At 67.9% G+C, this 19,797-nt stretch carries 19 protein-coding genes and 1 pseudogene; 11 read left to right on the forward strand and 9 right to left on the reverse strand.

Going from position 1 to position 19,797, the window contains the following annotated elements:
- The first annotated feature begins 8 nt into the window (after positions 1-8).
- The 7 genes from FM113_RS10995 to chrA all read left to right on the forward strand — a co-directional run bounded on the left by FM113_RS10995 (position 9) and on the right by chrA (position 6,837).
- A complete protein-coding gene (locus FM113_RS10995; RefSeq protein ID WP_176387184.1) occupies positions 9-1,721 on the forward strand; it encodes a hypothetical protein in 1,713 nt (570 codons plus the stop codon).
- A gap of 73 nt (positions 1,722-1,794) precedes the next feature.
- Positions 1,795-2,763 (forward strand): thioredoxin-disulfide reductase, encoded by a 969-nt coding sequence (gene trxB, locus FM113_RS11000; protein WP_087014614.1) that lies wholly within the window; start codon positions 1,795-1,797, stop codon positions 2,761-2,763.
- Entirely contained in the window at positions 2,760-3,086 is a 327-nt protein-coding gene (trxA, locus tag FM113_RS11005) for a thioredoxin (protein WP_087014616.1), read from the forward strand. Before trxB ends, trxA begins: the two co-directional genes overlap by 4 nt.
- On the forward strand, positions 3,083-4,171 hold the full coding sequence (gene arsB, locus FM113_RS11010; protein ID WP_176387185.1) for an ACR3 family arsenite efflux transporter: 1,089 nt from the start codon (positions 3,083-3,085) through the stop codon (positions 4,169-4,171). The genes trxA and arsB overlap by 4 nt, the downstream gene beginning before the upstream one ends.
- A gap of 11 nt (positions 4,172-4,182) precedes the next feature.
- Positions 4,183-5,172: a metalloregulator ArsR/SmtB family transcription factor gene (locus FM113_RS11015; RefSeq protein WP_087014681.1), complete on the forward strand. Its 990-nt coding sequence runs from the start codon at positions 4,183-4,185 to the stop codon at positions 5,170-5,172.
- A gap of 22 nt (positions 5,173-5,194) precedes the next feature.
- Entirely contained in the window at positions 5,195-5,602 is a 408-nt protein-coding gene (locus tag FM113_RS11020; RefSeq protein ID WP_087014618.1) for an arsenate reductase ArsC, read from the forward strand.
- Positions 5,599-6,837, forward strand: a complete 1,239-nt coding sequence (chrA, locus tag FM113_RS11025; protein WP_087014620.1) for a chromate efflux transporter — start codon at positions 5,599-5,601, stop codon at positions 6,835-6,837. Before FM113_RS11020 ends, chrA begins: the two co-directional genes overlap by 4 nt.
- Here the strand turns inward: chrA and FM113_RS11030 are convergent, their stop codons facing one another.
- A complete protein-coding gene (locus tag FM113_RS11030; protein ID WP_087014622.1) occupies positions 6,838-7,221 on the reverse strand; it encodes a MerR family transcriptional regulator in 384 nt (127 codons plus the stop codon). It lies immediately after the preceding gene.
- Between the two features lie 193 nt (positions 7,222-7,414).
- Between FM113_RS11030 and FM113_RS11035 the strand changes: the two genes are divergently transcribed.
- Complete coding sequence (locus FM113_RS11035; RefSeq protein ID WP_087014624.1) at positions 7,415-8,935, forward strand: SulP family inorganic anion transporter; 1,521 nt, start codon at positions 7,415-7,417, stop codon at positions 8,933-8,935.
- Positions 8,936-9,004: 69 nt separating this feature from the next.
- On the opposite strand, the gene FM113_RS11040 is transcribed toward FM113_RS11035, so the two are convergent.
- On the reverse strand, positions 9,005-10,216 hold the full coding sequence (locus FM113_RS11040; protein ID WP_217895998.1) for an MFS transporter: 1,212 nt from the start codon (positions 10,214-10,216) through the stop codon (positions 9,005-9,007).
- 362 nt (positions 10,217-10,578) lie between these two features.
- Between FM113_RS11040 and FM113_RS18620 the strand changes: the two genes are divergently transcribed.
- On the forward strand, positions 10,579-10,677 hold the full coding sequence (locus FM113_RS18620; protein ID WP_369676695.1) for a CRISPR-associated DxTHG motif protein: 99 nt from the start codon (positions 10,579-10,581) through the stop codon (positions 10,675-10,677).
- A gap of 20 nt (positions 10,678-10,697) precedes the next feature.
- Here the strand turns inward: FM113_RS18620 and FM113_RS18625 are convergent.
- Both FM113_RS18625 and FM113_RS11050 read right to left on the reverse strand, forming a co-directional pair.
- Positions 10,698-11,270: pseudogene (locus tag FM113_RS18625) on the reverse strand (flavin-containing monooxygenase); the annotation flags it as partial.
- Positions 11,267-12,574, reverse strand: coding sequence for an FAD-dependent oxidoreductase (locus FM113_RS11050; protein WP_087014628.1), 1,308 nt, complete (start codon positions 12,572-12,574; stop codon positions 11,267-11,269). The gene FM113_RS11050 and the pseudogene FM113_RS18625, both read right to left, overlap by 4 nt.
- A gap of 78 nt (positions 12,575-12,652) precedes the next feature.
- Between FM113_RS11050 and FM113_RS11055 the strand changes: the two genes are divergently transcribed.
- Positions 12,653-13,000 carry a helix-turn-helix transcriptional regulator gene (locus tag FM113_RS11055; protein WP_087014630.1) on the forward strand — a complete coding sequence of 116 codons (348 nt, stop codon included), beginning with the start codon at positions 12,653-12,655 and terminating at the stop codon, positions 12,998-13,000.
- 105 nt (positions 13,001-13,105) lie between these two features.
- On the opposite strand, the gene FM113_RS11060 is transcribed toward FM113_RS11055, so the two are convergent.
- The 5 genes from FM113_RS11060 to FM113_RS11080 are packed head-to-tail and all read right to left on the reverse strand — an operon-like array spanning position 13,106 to position 18,578.
- On the reverse strand, positions 13,106-14,614 hold the full coding sequence (locus tag FM113_RS11060) for an ATP-binding protein (RefSeq protein ID WP_087014633.1): 1,509 nt from the start codon (positions 14,612-14,614) through the stop codon (positions 13,106-13,108).
- Entirely contained in the window at positions 14,611-15,387 is a 777-nt protein-coding gene (locus FM113_RS11065) for a hypothetical protein (RefSeq protein WP_087014635.1), read from the reverse strand. The genes FM113_RS11060 and FM113_RS11065 overlap by 4 nt, the downstream gene beginning before the upstream one ends.
- 12 nt (positions 15,388-15,399) lie before the next feature.
- Positions 15,400-16,866: an SCO6880 family protein gene (locus FM113_RS11070; protein WP_087014637.1), complete on the reverse strand. Its 1,467-nt coding sequence runs from the start codon at positions 16,864-16,866 to the stop codon at positions 15,400-15,402.
- Between the two features lie 3 nt (positions 16,867-16,869).
- Positions 16,870-18,276: a conjugal transfer protein TrbL gene (locus tag FM113_RS11075; protein WP_087014639.1), complete on the reverse strand. Its 1,407-nt coding sequence runs from the start codon at positions 18,274-18,276 to the stop codon at positions 16,870-16,872.
- Between the two features lie 32 nt (positions 18,277-18,308).
- The gene (locus FM113_RS11080) at positions 18,309-18,578 is read right to left on the reverse strand and encodes a DUF6112 family protein (RefSeq protein ID WP_024355940.1); all 270 of its coding nucleotides are present in this window, start codon (positions 18,576-18,578) and stop codon (positions 18,309-18,311) included.
- Positions 18,579-18,663: 85 nt separating this feature from the next.
- Between FM113_RS11080 and FM113_RS11085 the strand changes: the two genes are divergently transcribed.
- The gene (locus tag FM113_RS11085) at positions 18,664-19,710 is read left to right on the forward strand and encodes a hypothetical protein (RefSeq protein ID WP_087014641.1); all 1,047 of its coding nucleotides are present in this window, start codon (positions 18,664-18,666) and stop codon (positions 19,708-19,710) included.
- Positions 19,711-19,797: the final 87 nt, after the last annotated feature.

Consider the following 19,797-nt stretch of genomic DNA (forward strand, 5'->3'; position numbering starts at 1 on the left):
GCTGCGGGGTGAAGCCGGCCGCGTGGCTCACACCCCGCATCGACTTCTGCTACGACTGCGTCCCCGGCGGGCCGTTCACGCCGCCGTCCTGCACCAAGTGCGGATCGACCAAGTATTACAGCCAAGGGCTCTGCGCTCCGTGTCATCCCGGCAGCCCCGGCTACGTCGACTCCTGCCGCGACTGCCTCGCCTGGGGCGTCTACCGCGGGCTCAACTGGCGCTGCTGGAAGTGTCGTTGGTGGTTCACGCACTACCCGCAGGGCGAATGCGTCTCCTGCCACTGTGAGGTCACTGTCGGCGAGCAAGGGTACTGTCGGCTCTGCCTGGAAACCGCCCGCTATCACCAAAGGCCCGGTGAACCGCTCGACCTCGACGCGGCTCGCAACTACGGGCAGCAGCTCTTCTTCGCCTCAATGAACGACGTTCGTCAGCCCGCGGAACTCCACCTGCCGATGGCGATGAGCATCAGCGAAGCGATCCGGGTCATCAACACGCCGCCGCCGATTCCGACCAGTTACCAGCCGGTGCTGTTCTATCTCGACCCCGATCCCGTGCGGCTGCGGCAGCGCTCCAACGAGATCCAACTACGTGACATCACCTCGCGCACCGATCACTTCCTCTACGCCCGAGCCCGCGAGTACGCGTGGAGCAAGCGGCAGACCAACCAGGTCCGGCGCACTCTGAAGGTCCTGCAGCTCGTGTTCCCCGGCGCGAACCTGCGCTTTCGCGCCTCCGATATCCTCACGATGCGCAGCTACGACGACGGCAGCAACATCCGCTCGACCATCGAGGTCCTCGAAGATTCCGGCCTGCTCATCGATGACCGGGTTCCCTCATTCACCAAGCTCTTCGAACGCAAGACCCATGCCCTGCCCGAGCCGATGCGATCCCAGCTCGAGCTCTGGCGCGACATCATGGTCGACGGCTCCAAGACCCCGCCGCGCCGACAGCCTCGCGACACGATGACGGTCAAGGGTCAGATGTATGGCATCCTTCCCGCGATCACCCGCTGGGTCGAAGACGGGCGCACGAGCCTGGTCGGAATCAGCACCGACGACATCCTCGCCGCGCTTCCTGACGACCCGTCGCGCCGCCACACCATGTTGCTCGGCTTTCGCACTCTGTTCACGATCCTGCGTGGCCGCAAGCAGATCTTCATCGACCCCACCAAAGCGATCCCGCTGCGCAGCCCCAGGCGCAACATGCCGTTGCCGATGGAACCCACCGCGATCCGCGACGCCCTGGTCAACCCCGATCCCGCGGTCGCCATGGCCGTATCGCTCGTCGCGTTCCACGCCCTGACCACGCAGCAGGTCCAGCACATCCACCTCACCGACATCATCGACGGGCGACTGCGGATGCCCGACGGCCGTGACATCCCACTCGCGAAACCTGTCCGCGTCCGCCTGAGCGCGTGGCTCGACCACCGAGCCAAACGCTGGCCGGAAACGAAGAACCCCTACCTGCTCGTCACCGTCCAGACCGCGCCCAGGCTCTCACCGCCCAGCCGGAACTTCCCCTGGAAGAAAGCCGGCGTCACCGCCCAAGCACTCCGCACCGACCGGATTCTCTACGAAGTCGAGCAGACCGGCGGCGACATCAGACGTATCTGCGACCTCTTCGGCATCAGCGTCGAGGGAGCCCTGCGCTACACCGCCACCGGTCAAACCGCTATCAAGGCCGGTCCGATCGACCAGTTGCTCCCTGCTGCGGCAAGGTGAACTCCAGGCAAACACTCCGCGGTGAATGACGGTTACACTTGCAGCCTGGTTCGATGGATGTGAATATAGAAGCATGTCGATGCAACAGGTAGTGATCGTCGGGTCTGGTCCGGCGGGGTATACGGCCGCGGTGTACGCGGCACGGGCGGGGCTTTCCCCGGTGGTGATCGCGGGATCGGTGACGGCGGGTGGTTCGTTGATGACGACGACCGAGGTGGAGAACTTCCCCGGCTTCACAGACGGGGTGCAGGGGCCGGAGCTGATGGAGGCGATGCGTGCGCAGGCGGAGCGCTTCGGTGCCCGCGTCCTCCTCGATGACGCGACCCGCCTCGACCTCACCCGCCCCGTCAAAACGATCGAGACCGGTGCGGGCGAGGTGTTCCAGGCGCGCAGCGTGATCCTCACCACCGGCTCCGCCTACCGCAAGCTCGGGCTGCCTGAAGAGGAGCGGCTTTCGGGACATGGCCTGTCGTGGTGCGCGACCTGTGACGGGTTCTTCTTCCGCGACCAGGAGATCGCCGTGATCGGCGGCGGTGACTCGGCGATGGAAGAAGCCTTGTTCCTGACCCGGTTCGCGTCGAAGGTCACGATCGTGCACCGTCGCGACGTGTTCCGGGCGTCGAAGATCATGGCCGAGCGCGTGCTCGCGGATCCGAAGATCGAGGTCGTCTGGCACAGTGAGGTCGCAGGCATCCTCGGCGAGACCAACGTCGAGGGTCTCCGGCTGCGCGACACTCTCACGGGGGCGGAGCGGATGCTGCCCGTGACGGGGGTGTTCGTTGCGATCGGGCACGATCCGCGCTCGGAGCTGCTGACCGGCCAGGTCGACCTCGACGAGGACGGATATGTGCAGGTCGCGCATCCGTCGACGGCGACGAATCTGACCGGCGTGTTCGCTGCGGGGGATCTTGTGGATCGCCGCTACCGTCAGGCAATCACCGCCGCCGGGACCGGGTGCGCTGCCGCCCTCGACGCGCAGCACTTCCTCGCCGGGCTCCCTGACGAGGCACGTGATTCTGAACTTCTGGAGGTGTCCGCATGAGCGCGACGATCACGGTGACCGATGCCACGTTCGAGGCCGAGGTGATCCAGTCCGATCTTCCCGTGGTGGTCGATATCTGGGCGGCCTGGTGCGGGCCGTGCAAGCAGATCGCCCCGATCCTCGACGACCTCGCCGGCGAGTACGACGGCCGGGTGAAGATCGTCAAGCTCGATGCCGACGCGAACCCCGAAACGGTGACCGCGGCTGGGGTCACGTCGATCCCGACCTTGGGCTTCTATCGGGGCGGTGAGCGCGTGAACGTGCTCACCGGCGCGCATCCGCGTTCGGTGATCGCCGGCAAGATCGAGGAGCTGCTGGCATGACCGCTGAGACGATGACGAGAACCGTGCCCGCGCGCCTGTCCACCCTCGACAAGTGGCTGCCGGCGTGGATCGGCCTGGCGATGGTCGCCGGCCTGCTCCTCGGCCGGTTCGTCCCCGCGGTCTCGGAGGTGCTGGGGCGGCTGGAGGTCGGTGGCATCTCGGTGCCGATCGGGCTGGGCCTGCTGGTGATGATGTACCCGGTGCTCGCGAAGGTGCGTTACGACAGAGTCGCCGCGGTCACCGGCGACAAGCGGCTCCTCGTCTCCTCGCTGCTGCTGAACTGGATCGCCGGGCCCGCGGTGATGTTCGCCCTAGCCTGGATCTTCCTGCCCGACCTGCCCGAGTACCGCACCGGCCTGATCATCGTGGGGCTCGCGCGCTGCATCGCGATGGTTGTGATCTGGAACGACCTCGCCTGCGGCGACAGGGAGGCGACGGCCGTGCTCGTGGCGATCAACTCCGTGTTCCAGGTCGTGATGTTCTCGGTGCTCGGCTGGTTCTACCTCGCCGTCCTGCCCGGCTGGCTCGGCCTCGACACGCAGGGGCTCGAGGTGTCGGTGTGGCAGATCGCCCTGAACGTGCTCGTGTTCCTCGGCGTGCCGCTCGTCGCGGGCTTCGCCTCCCGGTACATCGGCGAAAAGCGCAAGGGGCGAGTCTGGTACGAGGAGAAGTTCCTCCCCGTGATCGGCCCCTGGGCGCTCTGCGGGCTGCTGTTCACGATCGTCCTCCTCTTCGCGCTCCAGGGTGATGCGATCATCGAGAACCCGCTCGACGTCGCCCGGATCGCGCTGCCGCTGCTGGTCTACTTCGCCCTCATGTGGTTCGCCGGACTCCTGCTCGGCAAGGGCATCGGCCTCGGCTATGCCCGCTCGACGACGCTCGCGTTCACCGCGGCGGGCAACAACTTCGAACTCGCCATCGCCGTCGCGATCGGCACGTTCGGGGCAGCGAGCGGGCAGGCCCTCGCCGGTGTCGTGGGTCCGCTCATCGAAGTGCCCGTACTCGTCGGTCTCGTCTACGTGTCGCTGTGGGCGGCCCGCGCCTGGTTCCGCACCGACCCCTACCGTCCGGAGGCCCGCTCGTGACCGACACGCTCATGACCTCGGCAGACTCCGCAGAGGAGTGTGCGCCCGGATCGGCGCACGCGATCGACGCCGAAATCGCGCGGGCTCTGGCGGGAACGCTCAAGGCTCTCGCCGAGCCGCTGCGGCTGCGGATGCTCTTGGCGATCGCGACCGATCCGCGTGGCGAGTCTTGCGTGTGCGATCTCGCCGAACTCGCCGATGTCTCTCAACCCACCGTTTCCCATCACCTGAAGGTTCTCAAGACCGTGGGGCTGCTGGAGTCTGAGCGGCGCGGCACCTGGGTCTGGTACTCGATTCCTGCGGACCGGCGCGGGGCGGTGACCGCGCTGCTGGAGGCCTTCGCCCCGGCCGTCGCGACTCCTGCCCGCATGCCCGTGACCGCCGGTACAGGAGATCTCGCGGACATGGATGAGCACATCACCCACCTCGCCGTGGATCTCGCCGCGAAGACGCGCGCACTGCCTCGGGAGACCGTGATGGCGATCGTCCGCGACTCGTACACGGCGCTGGCACGGTCGGCGAAGATCACCCGCTACCTTGTCCCGCTGACCGAACGCTTCGCCAAGCAACGGCTCGCCGACCTCACCCGGGACCGGACTACCGCCCTGCCGCAGGTGCTGTTCGTGTGCGTCGCGAACGCCGGGCGCTCCCAGCTCGCTGCCGCCCTCACCCGACATCTCTCGGGCGGGAACGTGGTAGCACGGTCGGCGGGATCGACTCCGGCGGCGGGTATCCACCCGCATGTGCAGCAGCTCATCATGGACATCAACGGTCCCGATGCCGTGGATGCGTTCCCGAAGCCGTTGACCGACGACGCCATCCGCGCAGCCGACGTCGTGGTCACCATGGGCTGTGGCGATGTCTGCCCGATCATCCCCGGAGTCCGCTACGAGGACTGGGCCGTCGCCGACCCGGCCCTGGCCTCACCCGCCGGTGTCGCTGCGATCCGCGGCGACATCGAGGGCCGCGTCCGAGCGCTCCTCGATTCCCTGACCGACTGACTGACTGAAAGCGAACCGTCTCATGACCGACCACAAGCCCTCCGTCCTGTTCGTCTGCGTACACAACGCCGGCCGCTCCCAGATGGCCGCAGGCTACCTCCGCCACCTCGCCGGTGACCGTATCGAAGTGCGTTCGGCCGGGTCGATGCCCGCCGAGCAGATCAACCCCGTCGCCGTCGACGCCATGCGCGAAGAAGGCATCGACATCACCGCCGAGCAACCCAAGATCCTCACCACCGATGCCGTGCAGGACTCCGACGTGGTGATCACCATGGGCTGCGGCGACGCCTGCCCGTTCTTCCCCGGCAAGCGGTACGAGGACTGGAAGCTTAACGACCCCGCCGGGCAGGGCATCGACGCGGTCCGACCGATCCGCGACGACATCAAGGCGCGCGTGCAGACACTGATCACCGAACTGATCGAGCAGTGACCCCAGAAACACCCCCGACACCCTTCTCAGAGCGCGGAAGCGCCGGCGAGGTCTTCCGCGCGTTCGCGAAGCTCGGGGTGACGTCCTTCGGCGGTCCGGTCGCGCACCTGGGCTACTTCCGCGAAGAGCTCGTCGCGCGCCGTAAGTGGGTGAGCGAGGCCCAGTACGCCGAGCTCGTCGCGCTCTGCCAGTTTCTGCCCGGGCCGGCATCGAGCCAGGTCGGCTTCGCACTCGGCTTCATCCGCAGCGGCCCGCTCGGCGCACTGGCCGCCTGGACGGCCTTCAGCCTGCCCTCCGCGCTGCTGCTCGTACTGTTCGGCATCGGCGCCGTCTCGCTTGACGGCCCGGTCGGGGTCGGGCTGCTCATGGGCCTCAAGGCCGTCGCGGTCGCGGTTGTCGCGCACGCCGTCCTCGGTATGGCCCGGACGCTCACGCCTGATCTGCACCGCATCCTCATCGGACTCGCCGCCGCGGGGCTCGCCCTGCTGCTCCCCGGGAATCTCGGGCAGCTCGCCGCGATCCTCGTCGGGCTCGCCGCGGGCATCCTGTGGTGCCGACAGGCGGTCCCGGAAGCCGCGGAGCCGCTGGCCGTGCGGATCCCGCGGCGCACCGGGATCGCTGCCCTCGCCCTGGTCGGCCTGCTGCTGGCCGCACTTCCGCTGCTGGCGCGGCTGACGCGTGACCCCTGGGTGGGCATCGCGGACGCCTTCACCCGGGCTGGCGCGCTCGTCTTCGGCGGGGGTCACGTGGTGCTCCCGCTGCTGCAAGCCGAGCCCGCGATCGCAGGCTCGGTGACGCACGAGCAGTTCCTCGCCGGCTACAGCGCGGCGCAGGCCGTGCCCGGCCCGCTGTTCACCTTCGCGGCTTATCTCGGCTTCGAGATGCGGAACGGGTGCGCTGCTCCGCTCGCCGCGCTCCTGGCGCTCGTCGCGGTGTTCCTGCCGGGGATGCTGCTCCTCATCGGTGTGCTGCCGTTCTGGGGACGGCTCCGCGAGAACCCGACCGTGCGATCGGCCATGGCGGGCGCGAACGCCGCAGTCGTCGGGATCCTCGCCGCCGCGCTCTGGACACCCGTGATCACCTCCGGAGTCACCGGCGTCGCGCCGCTGCTGATCGCGCTCGGATGCTTCGCCCTCCTCATCGTCTGGAAACTGCCGGCGTGGCTCGCCGTTCTAGCTGGTGCCGCGGCAGGCGTTCTGGCGAGTCTCCTCGGCCTCGGTCTCGCCTGGAGCTGATCACGGCGCGATCCTGTCCCCGAGCAGCCCGATGAACTCGTCCGCCGCCGCGAGCTGCTTCGCGAGCTTCGCGCGCCGCTCCTCAGCGTCGGCCAGGAACTGGGAGAGGAGCTCGGCGGCGTCCGCGCCGACGGCGCCGCCACCCGCACTCGCCTCCAGTGCCCGCAGCAGATCGCCCATCTGGTCCAGTGAGTACCCGAGCGGCTTCATCCGGCGGATGAGCATGAGTCGCTCGTAGTCGTCCTCCGTGTAGAGGCGGAACCCGCCCTCGGAGCGGCCCGAGGGAGCAAGCAAGCCAATCTGGTCGTAGTGGCGGATGGTCCGCAGCGACAACTCCGTCCGCTCAGCCAGTTCGCCGATATGCATCATCCCCGCTTCGGGCATAGCGCTGCTCCCTCCTCAGATTAGCTCCAACACTCACGTTACGTTAGAGTTGGTTCTTGTGCTCGCATGTTCTCGCGGGCATCCACCCGACGACCAGACCCCCGAGCGGGGCGGTGTCGGGCGCGCGCCGACGCGCGCTCTCACTCTTCGATGGTGTCACACCTGACCCGCACTGACCTTGGAGGCCTACCTCATGACGACAACGACGACTGCCGACGACCGGGCACGGTATCGGCCCGAACCCTCAGTGCTGACCGCTCTGAAGACTCCCCGCATCCTCACCCGCGAAGTCCTTGCCGGTCTCGTCGTCGCCCTCGCCCTGATCCCCGAGGCGATCAGCTTCTCCATCATCGCCGGCGTCGACCCGAAGGTCGGCCTGTTCTCCTCGTTCATCATGGCAATCACGATCGCGTTCGTCGGCGGCCGCCCGGCGATGATTACCGCCGCGACCGGCGCGATCGCACTGGTCATTGCTCCCGTGGCGCGCGAGTACGGGATGGACTACTTCATCGCGACCGTACTCCTGGCGGGCGTGCTGCAGATCGTGCTGGCGGTATTCGGGGTCGCGAAGCTGATGCGGTTCATCCCGCGCAGCGTCATGGTCGGCTTCGTCAACGCCCTGGCGATCCTGATTTTCATGGCCCAGCTGCCCGAGCTCATCGGCGTGCCCTGGATGGTCTATCCGCTCGTCGCCGTCGGGCTGCTGATCATGATCGGCATGCCCAAGCTCACCAAGATCGTCCCCGCCCCGCTGGTGTCGATCGTGCTGGTCACCGCCGCGGTGGTGGTCTTCGCGATCAACGTGCCCGCCGTCGGCGACAAGGGCGAGCTGCCCCGCAGCCTGCCCGAACTGTTCATCCCGAACGTGCCGCTCACATGGGAGACTCTCACGATCATCGCCCCCTACGCGCTGGCGATGGCGCTCGTCGGGCTGATGGAGTCGCTGATGACGGCGAAGCTCGTCGACGACGTCACCGACACCCACTCGAACAAGACCCGTGAATCCTGGGGGCAGGGGGTGGCGAACCTCGTCTCCGGCATCTTCGGCGGCATGGGTGGCTGCGCAATGATCGGGCAGACCATGATCAACGTGAAGGCCTCTGGCGCCCGCACCCGCATCTCGACCTTCCTCGCCGGCGTGTTCCTGCTGATCCTCATCGTCGTCCTCGGCGATATCGTGGCGATCATCCCGATGGCCGCACTGGTCGCGGTGATGATCATGGTCTCGGTCGGAACCTTCGACTGGCACTCCATCAAGCCCTCGACGCTGAAGCGGATGCCGAAGAGCGAGACCACGGTCATGGTGATCACCGTTGCCGTGGTCGTCGCGACCCACAACCTCGCGATCGGCGTCGTCGTCGGCGTGTTCGTCGCCTCGGTCATGTTCGTCCGCCGCGTCGCCCACCTCATCGACGTGCGCCGCGAGATCACCGATCACGACGGCACCCCGGTCGCGCACTACACCGTCGAAGGGCAGCTCCTGTTCGCCTCCAGCAACGACCTGACGACGATGTTCGAGTACGTGGACGATCCCGACCGCGTCGTCATCGACCTCACTCGGTCACACATCTGGGATGCCTCCACCGTTGCCGCGCTCGACGCCATCGAGACGAAGTACGAACAGCACGGCAAGACGGTCGAGTTCATCGGTATGAACGACTACACCACCGCATTCCACGCCCGTCTCACGGGCGGACTCGGAAGCGGCCACTGACATCATCAGCCGGTCGCCTGGGGTCCGGGGCCGCAGCGGGGCGGGAGCTGATGATGGATTGCGTGGGGTCTACCCCTGCTGGTCGGCGCTCAGCAGGAGCAGGATGGTGCCGACTGCGGCGATGCCCGCGAGCACGGCGAATCCGGTCGCGTAGCTGCCCGCCGCCCAGGCAAGAAAGGTGCCTGCCCAGGGGGCGATCGCGGTGGCCAGCAGCACCGCGACGCCCATCACCGCGGACAGGTGCCCGTAGGCGCGCGGCCCCCACCGGTCGGTGATCGCCGTTGCCTGCAGCAGTGTCGCGATGCCCCGCCCGACGCCGGCGAGGATCGACAGCCCTACGAGCACCGTCGACGGGCCGGGAACGACGGCGAGGGCCGCGGTGGAGACGGTGACGAGCGCGAACACGACCGCGGTGCGCGTCAGGAGCGAAGCGCGAGCGGCCACAGCGGTGTAGAGGAGGCGGCCGGCGACCTGCCCGAGACCGCCGAGGCCGAGCACCCAGGCCGCGCTCTGCATGCCGAGGCCCCGTTCGAGCATGAGCGGGACGATCGCGATCAGCGCCGCGTACATCGCCAGCGACACCACCGCGAGTCCGGCCGTCAGCAGCACGAACCGGGAACTGCGCACCACCCGGGCCGCATACGCTTGCACCGGCTCCGCATGCTCCGACCGCGTCTCGTGAAGGGCGGGCCAGGGGCGGTGCAGCGCCCACGCGTGCAGCGGCACGGTCACTGCCAGGAGCACACCGGCGGCGGCGAGGTAAGTGCCCCGCCACCCGAGCACCTCCACCGCAGCGGCGGTGATCGGGGCGAAGATCGTGCTCGCCAGTCCCGCGGCCAGCGTCAGCGTCGCCAGCGCGCCGAGCCTGCGCCGGGTAAACCATCCGGTGATCGCCGCGAATGCCGGCGGATACAAGGTTCCCGCCATCGCCGCCCCGGTCAGCAGCCACCCTCCCGCGAATACCCACACGTTCGGAGCAAGCGCCACGACGATGAGGCCCGCGACGGCGAGCAGTGAGCCACCGGTCATCACGCCGCGGGGTCCGTGCCGGTCGATCACCTTCCCGACCGGAATCCCGGTCACGGCGGAGACCGCCAGCGCGCCGGAGAACGCCGCGGTGATCCCCATCGGCGCCCACCCGGTGTCCGCGCCGATTGCCGGGGCGAGGACGGTGAAGGCGTAGTAGAGCAGTCCCCACGAGACCACCTCGGTCACGCACAGCACCGTCAGCACGACCCCCAGCCGCGGCCGGATCCCATCGTCCGCCCCGCCCTTACCCATGCATCAGTCGTTCCGCACCACGGTCGAGGTGGGCGAGGACGTGCGCGGCGTCGCGGTGGACGCCGCGCAGCGTGTTCGAGGAGAACGAGCGTTGGAACTCCACCCCGAGAAACCCCAGCCCGGTGAGCGCGGTCGAGACCCCCTGGCGATGCCGCGGCATCCCGTGCGCATCCACGGCGCCGAGCGCGTGCAGGTAGGGCAGGTGCGGGCGGTAGCCGGTCGCGAACACCACCGCATCGACCTGCTCCCGACGCCCGTCGGCCCAGACCACGCCATCTCGGGTGAACGCGGTGAACATCGGCCGCTGATCGGGGCGTCCGGACGCGAGCGCTTCCCGGTAGACACCGGTGTCGAGCACGGGCGTGCCCGTCACCAGGCGGGAGAGGATCACCCACGGGATCCGGTCGATGCCGGTGTGGGTCAGCCAGAAGTGCAGGTCGCGGCCGGCGACCCGCTGCTGAGCGAACCGCACCCGGCCCCGCACCGCGAGCGAGGTGTCCGCGACCTGTCCCAGTTCGACGGCGATCTGGATCGCGGAGTTCCCGGCCCCGACCACGACGACCCGCCGCCCCGCGAACCGGGCGGGCGAGCGATAGTCCGCCACATGCAGCACCTCGCCCGCATAGCCCTCCAGGCCCGGGAGCCGTGGCGTGAACGGGTTCGCGAAAGAACCGGTCGCAGCGATCAGCGCGTCCCCGGCCACTGTCGAGCCGTCCGCGAGCACCGCGACGAACCGATCGTCGTCCCGGGTGACCGTTTCGACCCGCGCTCGGGTGCGGATCTCGGCGCCCAGCCAGGCCGCGTAGCCGCGCAAGAACTGCACCACCTCGTCACGATGCGGGTATTCATCCGGCGGCCCGGAGAACGGGTATCCGGGGAAGCCGGAGAACCGGCGGGGCGAGAACAGTCGCAGACTGTCGTAGTACGACGGCCACGACCCCACCGGCTCGTGGCCGGCTTCGAGCACCACCGGCTCCCAGCCGCGCTCGGCCCCGGCGCGGGCGGCGGCGAGCCCGGACTGCCCGCCGCCGACGATCAGCAGCCGCCGGCTCACCCGCGCGACCCGAGTTGCACCAGCTGCGGCCCACCACAGCAGCCTCCCGCCTCCTCCTCGGGCGCATCGAACACGCCGCTGCCACCGCAGACCCCGGTATCCGGCAGCACGAGATCGACCCGGGCTGCCGCCTCCAGATCACCGGCAAGCGATGCGACGACCGAGCGGACCTGCTCGTACCCGGTCATCGCGAGAAACGTCGGCGCCCGCCCATACGACTTCGCCCCGACGATGAAGAACCCCAGCTCCGGATGCGACAGCTCCGCCGCCCCGGTCGCCCGCACCGAACCGCAGGAGTGAATGTTCGGGTCGACCTCGGACGCGACCCGCACCGGAGCCTGGAGCCGGTAGTCGAGCTCGAGCCGCACTTCGGTGAGGAACGACAGATCCGGTCGGTACCCCGTCAGCACGACCACCCGATTAGCCGGATCGAGCACCCGCCCATCCTCGGCCGCAACGACGGCTCGCCCACCCGCGACGGTGATTACCTCGGTGCGGAACCCGGTGACGAAAGTGACCAAGCCCGCGTCGACGGCCTGTTTCGCGCGCTGGCCCAGCACGCCGCGTTCGGCCAGCTCATCGGCCGCACCGCCACCAAAGGTGTTGCCGACCGTACCGCGCCGCAGCACCCACGACACCCGCGTCGCAGGATGCTCCCGCACGACCGCAGCGAGCTCGATGATCGCCGTCGCCGCCGAATGCCCGCTCCCGACCACCACGACATGCTTACCCGCCAGTGCTGCGGCGTCGGCCGGATCCGGGATGCGATGCGTCACCAGGCCCGCCGCGGCCGCGGCCTGCTCACCGAGCGCCGGCAGCCCGTTCGCGCCGGCCGGTGCCGGATGCGTCCACGTTCCCGACGCGTCGATCACCGCCCGCGCCTCGACCCGCACCTCGGTGCCATCCGCGTCCCGCAGCTGCACGACGAACGGCTGCTCGGCCCGGCCCGCATCCACCGACAGATCACGGCCCTTCCGCGCCACCCCGACCACGCGCGCGCCGTATCGCACACGCCCGCCGAGCGCAGCGGCAAGCGGGGCGAGGTACCCGCCGATCCATTCCCCGCCCGTGGGATACCCGCCGCTCGGCACCTTCCATCCGTCCGCGGCGAGCAGCCGAGACGCGGCAGCATCGACCAGCTCCGGCCACGGCGAGAACAGGCGCACGTGCCGCCACTGCGCGACCGAGGCCGCCGCCACCGGCCCCGCCTCAACCACCACCGGCTCGATCCCACGCTCCAGCAGATGCGCCGCCGTAGCCAGCCCCTGCGGGCCCGCACCGATCACAACCACAGGCAGATCCATCACAACCCCCACTCATCGATAAACTTCAATGCGATAAGGCTCCACCACGTATCGACAAATGTCAATACGTGGTGGAGAATGGGTGCCATGACCACCACCGCACCCGCGACGTCCAGTGCCTGCTGCTTGCCCGGCGGTCAGCCCCTCGACGACGCCGAGGCGATCCAGCTCGCGCGCGTCTTCAAAGCCCTCGGAGATCCAGCACGGGTGAAGCTGTTCTCCCTGATCGTGGCCTCCGCGAACGGCGAGATGTGCGTGTGCGACCTCACCGAACCCGTCGGGCTCTCCCAGCCGACTGTCTCGCACCACATGAAACTCCTCGTCGACGCCGGGCTCGTCACCCGAGAACAACGCGGACGCTGGGCCTACTACGCGCCCGCCCCCGGCCCCCTCCTCACAGCCGTCCGCCACCTCACCGAGCAATGAGACCACGCAGGACCCCCTCGACGGCTCCGGGTGCGTCCGCATCTTTGCTGAACATGCGGACGCATACCCCCAGAAACACGCCCTGCATCCGCGCCTTCCCGGTAATCAAGCATCAGAATTCCTGAACTTGCGGGGAACAGATGTCATTCGCTGGGTGGTATCGAACGCAGCCAGCTCGGCCGGGTGGAGTTGGTGCTGGACGACGAAGGAGCGTTCCTTGATCCGCCAGAGTCCTTGTCCGGTGCCGAGTCCTGGGAGGAGTTTCTGTTCGGTGCCGGTGAGGCCGAGGGCGGCGGCGGTGGCTCCGAGTTGGTCGGGTTCTTGTCGGTAGATGATCCGCGTCTCCGCGTTCGCCAGGAGCGAGTTGGCGAGGGCGCGCATGGCGGAGCCGGAGTCGCCGACGTTGTCGAGGTCGGTGAGTTTGTGGAAGATCAGCATGTTCGCGATCCCGTAATGCCTCGCGAGTCGCCATTGCGCATCCATCCGCCGCAGCAGGGCGGGGTAGGCCATGAGTCGCCAGGCTTCGTCGTAGATCACCCACCGGTGCCCACCGTTCGGGTCCATCAGCGCTGATTCCATCCACGCACTTGAGCAGGTCATCAGCACCGAGATCAGCGTGCTGTTCTCCGCGACCCGCGACAGATCAAGACTGACCATCGGCAGTGACGGGTCGAACCGCACCGTCGACGGCCCATCGAACAACCCCGCAAGGTCACCCGCGACGAGCCGTCGGAGGGCATGCCCAACGAGCCGGCCGTCTTCCGCGAGCCGCCCATCGGTATCGGTCGCAGGTTCGGGGTTGAGGATGCGGTCGACGACCATCGGCAGGATCGGCACCTCACTGGCGCGGACGGTGTCTCGGAGGGCGAGGTCGATCGCGGTGTGCTCCAACGGCGACAGCACCCGATCCAGCACCGTCTCCGCCAACGCCCCGATCAACTCCCGACGCCGGGAGGCGACCTGAGCCGCCCATTCCGCGTCGCTGGTCCCGGAGGGGCGGTGGCCTTCATCGAGCGGGTTGAGACGGTTCCGGAGCCCGTGCCCGAGGACGATCGCCCGCCCGCCGACGGCCTCGGCGACAGCGGTGTGTTCGCCTTTCGGGTCTCCGGGGACGTACACGCGGCGTCCGAACGGGATCGACCGGGTGTAGAGGGACTTGGCGAGGGAGGATTTGCCGGAGCCGACGATCCCGGCGAGGACGATGTTTGGGGCGGTGATGATGCCGCGGGCGTAGAGGGTCCAGGGGTCGTAGACGAACGAGCCACCGGAGTAGAGGTCCTGCCCGACAAACACCCCGTCTGCGCCGAGGCCACCTTCGGCGAGGAACGGGTACGCGCCCGCGAGTGTCGCGGACGTGTCCTGATGTCGAGGCAACCGAAACCTCCCCGGCGTCCGCAGCGCCGCGGCCCCCGGCTCGCCCGCGGCGGGCAGGTAGGTGGTGTTGCGCCGCTCGGCACGCTCTGCCGTTAGCCGTGCGCGTTCCTGCGCTTGCTCAGTCTTGCGGGCGGCCGCTTCGATGCTCGCGGCCGCGTGCTTGCGCGCCTTCCGGTGCTTGCGGCGTTCCCCGGCGGGTTCGACCAGTGCCGCCGTGTGGAGCTTCTGCCGCTCGCTCACAGTGCTCGCCCCCGAGACGGCGCCGACGACTGCGATGCTGCGAAGTAGTCCTCCTCTTCGACGGTGGGCACGGTGCGGCGCGCTCTCGCCGGCGGCACCGGCCTCGTGATCGCAGGTGGTGTTTCGAGGTCTCGCGCTTCGGGGTGTGTGCGGAGCAGGGAGACGTGTCCGTGGTCGTGGTTGTACGTCAGCGCGTAGCCGCCCTGCTCGATCACTCGGTCGAGTGGGCCGGTCGGGGGTTCGTCGTAGACGTATCCGTTGACCAGCGCTGCTTGCGTGGTTTCCTCGCCCATGTCGAACGCGGCCAGGTGCTCGATCGCCGCGTTCGTGCCGTCCCGGTCGATGATCGCCAGCACCTCGTCGGCGTCCTGGCCCTGCAGGAACACAACGCCCACCCACCGCGACGACTGAGATGCTCGTTCCGGTTCGGGGCGCCAGGCGATGCGCCCAGAGGCAGCCATAGCCGCGTCCACGCGGTCATGCACCCCATCCAGCAGCGCCGCAGCCTGCTGCAACTCCGCGGTCGCGGCGAGAGCGGAGGTCGCACCACTGTTCTGGTCGCCGGCATCGTCATACGCGCGCACGCGGTTCGTGACATGGGCGGTGGCGAGTTGGTCGAGAACTTGCCGGAGGGAGCGCACACCCGCGAGGAGGTCACCGAGCACCGTGTAGGTTTCGGCGGGGTCCTCGAACACGCGGGTGGCGTGCGCGAGGCCGCGGAGCGCTTCGGATGCTTCCGCCGCATCAGCGGTGGGGTTCTGGAAGGTCGGCATCATTCACTCCTGTCAGACGGTGCGGCACAGCGGCAGCGCTGCGACGGTGAAGGCTTGCGCTTGCTGCCCGACAAGGCGGCGGGTCTCGCAGGAGGCTTGGATCGCGGCCTGTTCGATCGCGGCGACCGCGGTGTCGAGCTCTTCCGGTGTCGGGGCGCTGACGCTGATGAGGCCGGTGTAGCGGAGGACGCCGTGGCCGGCGGTGAGGTCGGCTTCTTGTTGCAGCACGTCACCGTATTCGGCGGTTTGTGAGGCGTCTTCGATCTGCCCCATCTTCTGCCGTTGCGCCGCGTCGGAGATCATCTCGGTCTTCTTCTTCCGAATGTCCCGTGCCGCTTGATCCGACCGGATCGGCGTACACACCAGCGAGAACGCGCGTTGAATCCCAGACGACAGCAGTACCGGGGCGAGGAACCCCGGATACACCTGCGACCTCGGCCACTCACTGACCCACAACACCGCATGGAACGCGGAGTCCGACCGGAGCCGATCCCAGGTCTCGGTCACCGCGACGGGGCCGGCGGTGGCGAGCGTGCGGCCGATGTCGGTGTGGCGTTCGAGGATCGCGGCGCTTGCGGGGTCGTAGGCGGAACGGAGGATCACCGCGACCTGGGCGGGAGTGAGCCACCCCGTGACCGTGAGCTCCGCCGCTCGCAATGCAGTAACGAGGGTCGTCATCTCTTGCCGGAGGACGGCAGCTGCGCCCTTCATCCCGCCGCCGTTGGTGCGAACCTGTCGGGCTGCGGCTTTGAGGTCGAGGGCGAGGCTGATGGTGGTGGCGTGGCGTTCCCCGGCGGGCCCGGCACGGTCGATGAGTTCCCGGTACACGGTCGACGTCCACGAGCCGTCGTTGCGTCCGTGGCGGTGCCACCACTCCACGAGGCCGGAGCCGCCGTCGGGGAGGGTGCGTTCGCACACTTGGAGGCGCGCGATCCGCCCGGACCGGCAGGTGGTGGCAAGCACGCGCCCCCAGGTCGCGACGCGGCGTTCCTGCTCGCCCGGGTCGAGGAGGACGAATGCGGGGTGTGAGACGCCGACGATCGCGGTGAGGGTCTGCTGGTGGGGGTCGTGGATCATCGCCGCCCCCGCCTCCGGGTCCTCCCACTCCCGAAGCGCCGCCGCATCACCCGGTAACGCGAGCGTGCCGGCGGGGCGGGGCTTGACCACGCGCCGCCGAAACACGGTCTGCTTCTTTTGGGTGCGGGCGACCCAGCGGAAGGTGACGGGTACCCACTCGATCAGTTTCCTCCCGCCGGCCGGGGTCCAGGCGAGCGTGGCGCAGAGCAGCCAGATGGGTGCGGTCCAGGCTAGGAGGATGCCGCCGCCGGCGTAGAGGGCTCCGACGATGGAGAGGACACCGGTGGCGAGGACGATCAGTTGCGGGAGGGAGAGCCCGAGGAGGATGCCGCGGCGGGTAAGGCGGGAGAACTGCACCGCCCGCAACCCAAACTCCGTGCTCGTGGACTGTTGAGACGACATCGACTATTCCTTCCCGACGGACGGCTTCGGAGCAGGCGGAGAAGACGATTTCGCCGGGGGCACCGAGGGCGCCGGCCTCGTAGGTACAGCCGGTGACGGGCTGGGCTGCGGTGCCGGTTGCACGGTCTCGCCCGCACCGGCCGCGTGGCCTTCTGCCGCGCCGCCCACGGCGCCGCCGAGTTTCGGTCCCGCGGTCGCGGCGGCCTTCGCCACCTGCGCACCCACCACGACCGCAGCGGCAGGCCCCGCCGCGGCCCCCGCACCGGCCCCGGCACCCACCGCACCGGCTCCACCACTCGCGCCACCAGCAGCCGTACCGGCGCTTCCACCCGCAGCCGCGCCGCCGCTTCCTGCGGCAGGCGCAGCGGCCGATACTGGTACTGCGCCACCTGCCGGTGCAGCACCACTACCCTTGCCACTACCTGCGGGGGTGTCGCGAGCGCCGTCGAGTACCTTCTTCGCCCCGTCGCTCTTTGGTGCGGACGGGACGGGGACGGGCCGGTTGAGGGCGGACTTCGCTTCTTGCTCCGCGCTCATCGAGTGATACATATCGAACCCGATGAACGTCACGAACTTATAGGTCATGTACGGGGCGAACGCGGCGATGAACATGAGCACGACACCGGCGATGGGGTCACTGATCGACGCAAGATCAAGCTCAATCGGGGCGGAGACTTGGGTGATGGCGACGAGGAAGATCACCACGAGGACGAGTTTGGAGAGGATCAGCGCGATCACGAACGTCGCCCACTTCCCGAACCACCCCTTGGTCGCATCCCACGAGAACCCCGCGAGAGCGATCGGTGCGAACACGATCGCGACCAGCAGGAGCGCTTTGCGGATCAGGAGCGAGAACCACACGATCGCCGCCGCACTGATTGCGAGCCCGGCAAGGAAGATCGTCACGATCGCCCCCACCCCGGGAGCTGCGATGTTGATCCCCGCGAAGCCGGCTGCAAGGACGGTGATGCGGTCGCCGATGGATTCCATCGTGTTCCCTGTCGCCTGCACGATCCCGACAGCGAGCTGGTCAGTGATCTCCAAGAGGAGGCCGGTGAGGCCGATCGCGACGAAGGAGCCGAGGATGCTTTTCGCCGCTCCCAGGGCGGCGCGGGTGAGAGCGGTGGGGTCGCGGTGGATGAGGCCGGTGATCAGTTGGAGGCAGAAGAAGATCAGCACCACGAACACGGCCACCCCGAACAGGATGTTGTACACCCCGACATAGCCGGGGCCTGACACGTCGACGAGGGTGGTGGTGTCGAACACCGCCCACACCGCCTCGAACAGCCAAGCCGCGGCGCCGCCCATTGCCTGGGCGAGCCAGTCGAACGGGGCCGCGATCAGAGTCGCAGCTCCTTGTCCGACGGTGTCGCACACGGCCGAGATCACCGGCACATCACACACACTCATCGCTCACTCCTCCTTCCAGGGCCTGGCGGGGGTTAGACGGCTTGGCCGACGCCCCAGAAAAAGTTGATGAGCGTCACCGACGCCCCGCAGATGATCGCCGCCCCACAGGACACGAGTACCCCGACCTTCCCGCGCGACGCGAGGTGCGGGTTGCTGCTGTTCGCGCCAAAGCCCCACACGATCGCGGAGACGATCAAGGCGAGGACGGAGAGGATCAGACCGACGGTCATGACCGCGCCGACGATGATGCGCAACTGCTCGATACCGGGAAGACCAGTACCGTTCGGATCAATATCAATCACAGGGTGCTCCTTCAGCTCACACCGCCCCCAAGGAGGCGGACTTGCCAGCCAGGTGCACCACAGGCCCCTCGATACGCTGTGTTGGATGGAGAATCCCGACAGGACACCACTCACCGAGCGGAGCGACGGCTTCAACTACGGCTATGCGATGAACTGTGCCTGCGGAGAAGTCTCGGTTCTATCCGCGGAGGACTATTTCGCCGAAGCAGATGGCGCACACATGAAGTGCTCACACTGCGGAGCCAACATCCACTTTGGAATCGCCGTCGCCGCTCTCCGGGATCCGAACGATCCTGCGCTCGATGACGACGCTGTTGCCCGCTTCGCCTGGTACCACACCAGCACCGAGGCAGACTGGCCGTCGACGGACTATGCCCGCCGCTTCGTTGAAGACATGGAACAGGCAGACCATCACCCGATGAACCGGGATCACTATGTCTCGTTTCACACAACGAAGGCGCTACATCTTGGCACCTACGAGACAGCAATCGAAAACATGCTCCGGCGTATGCACGATGAGCACGATGGCGGGGAGCAGTTCTACCTCTACCGCGTCGCGATCCGACTCCTTCCCGGACGAATCAACTCGGGCTATCGAGACGAGAACCACGATGACGCAGCCCAGCTCACAACTGCTGAGCTCGACCGAGATGACCTCGATGCTGTCCGATACCTCAATGTCCACGAAGGAACAGGCGTCCTTTCGCTCGCCGTGCGACCAAACGTCATCGCTGCCGTTCAGCGCACTGCTCTTCCTCTTCACGAGATTGCACTGCCCCCAGTCCCTCAAGTTCTCGACCGAGACATCGAGACTTTGGCGCAGGCGAAAGACGAGATGGAACAAGCGCAAGCCAAGATCGAGTCAATCCCTCACAGTCGCCGTCGGATGATGTACTTCGGGGTCTACGACGACCCGGACGGACTTGCGAAGAAAGCCGGCGACCTTGAACACCGCTACTTCGAGTTGTGGAACCAACTCGAAGTAGCGGTTGGCCGAGAGCTACCTGCCGGGAGTATCGAAGTCCATTCGGCGAGACTTCAACGAAGCGATGGCCAGCTGGAAGAGCGCGAACCCGACTGTCGATGCCGATGGATTCGTTGCGAGATATCGAACAATGGCCGCTCTACTTGAAAGAAGTCCGGAAGTGATCAGCCACGTTGCTGCTCAGCCTTCACGATCCCTGCTTTCTCCTCGATCATGAACGTCGGAATCAGTCGA

The sequence above is a fragment of the Leucobacter sp. 7(1) genome, assembly GCF_900163635.1.
GTDB lineage: Bacteria > Actinomycetota > Actinomycetes > Actinomycetales > Microbacteriaceae > Leucobacter.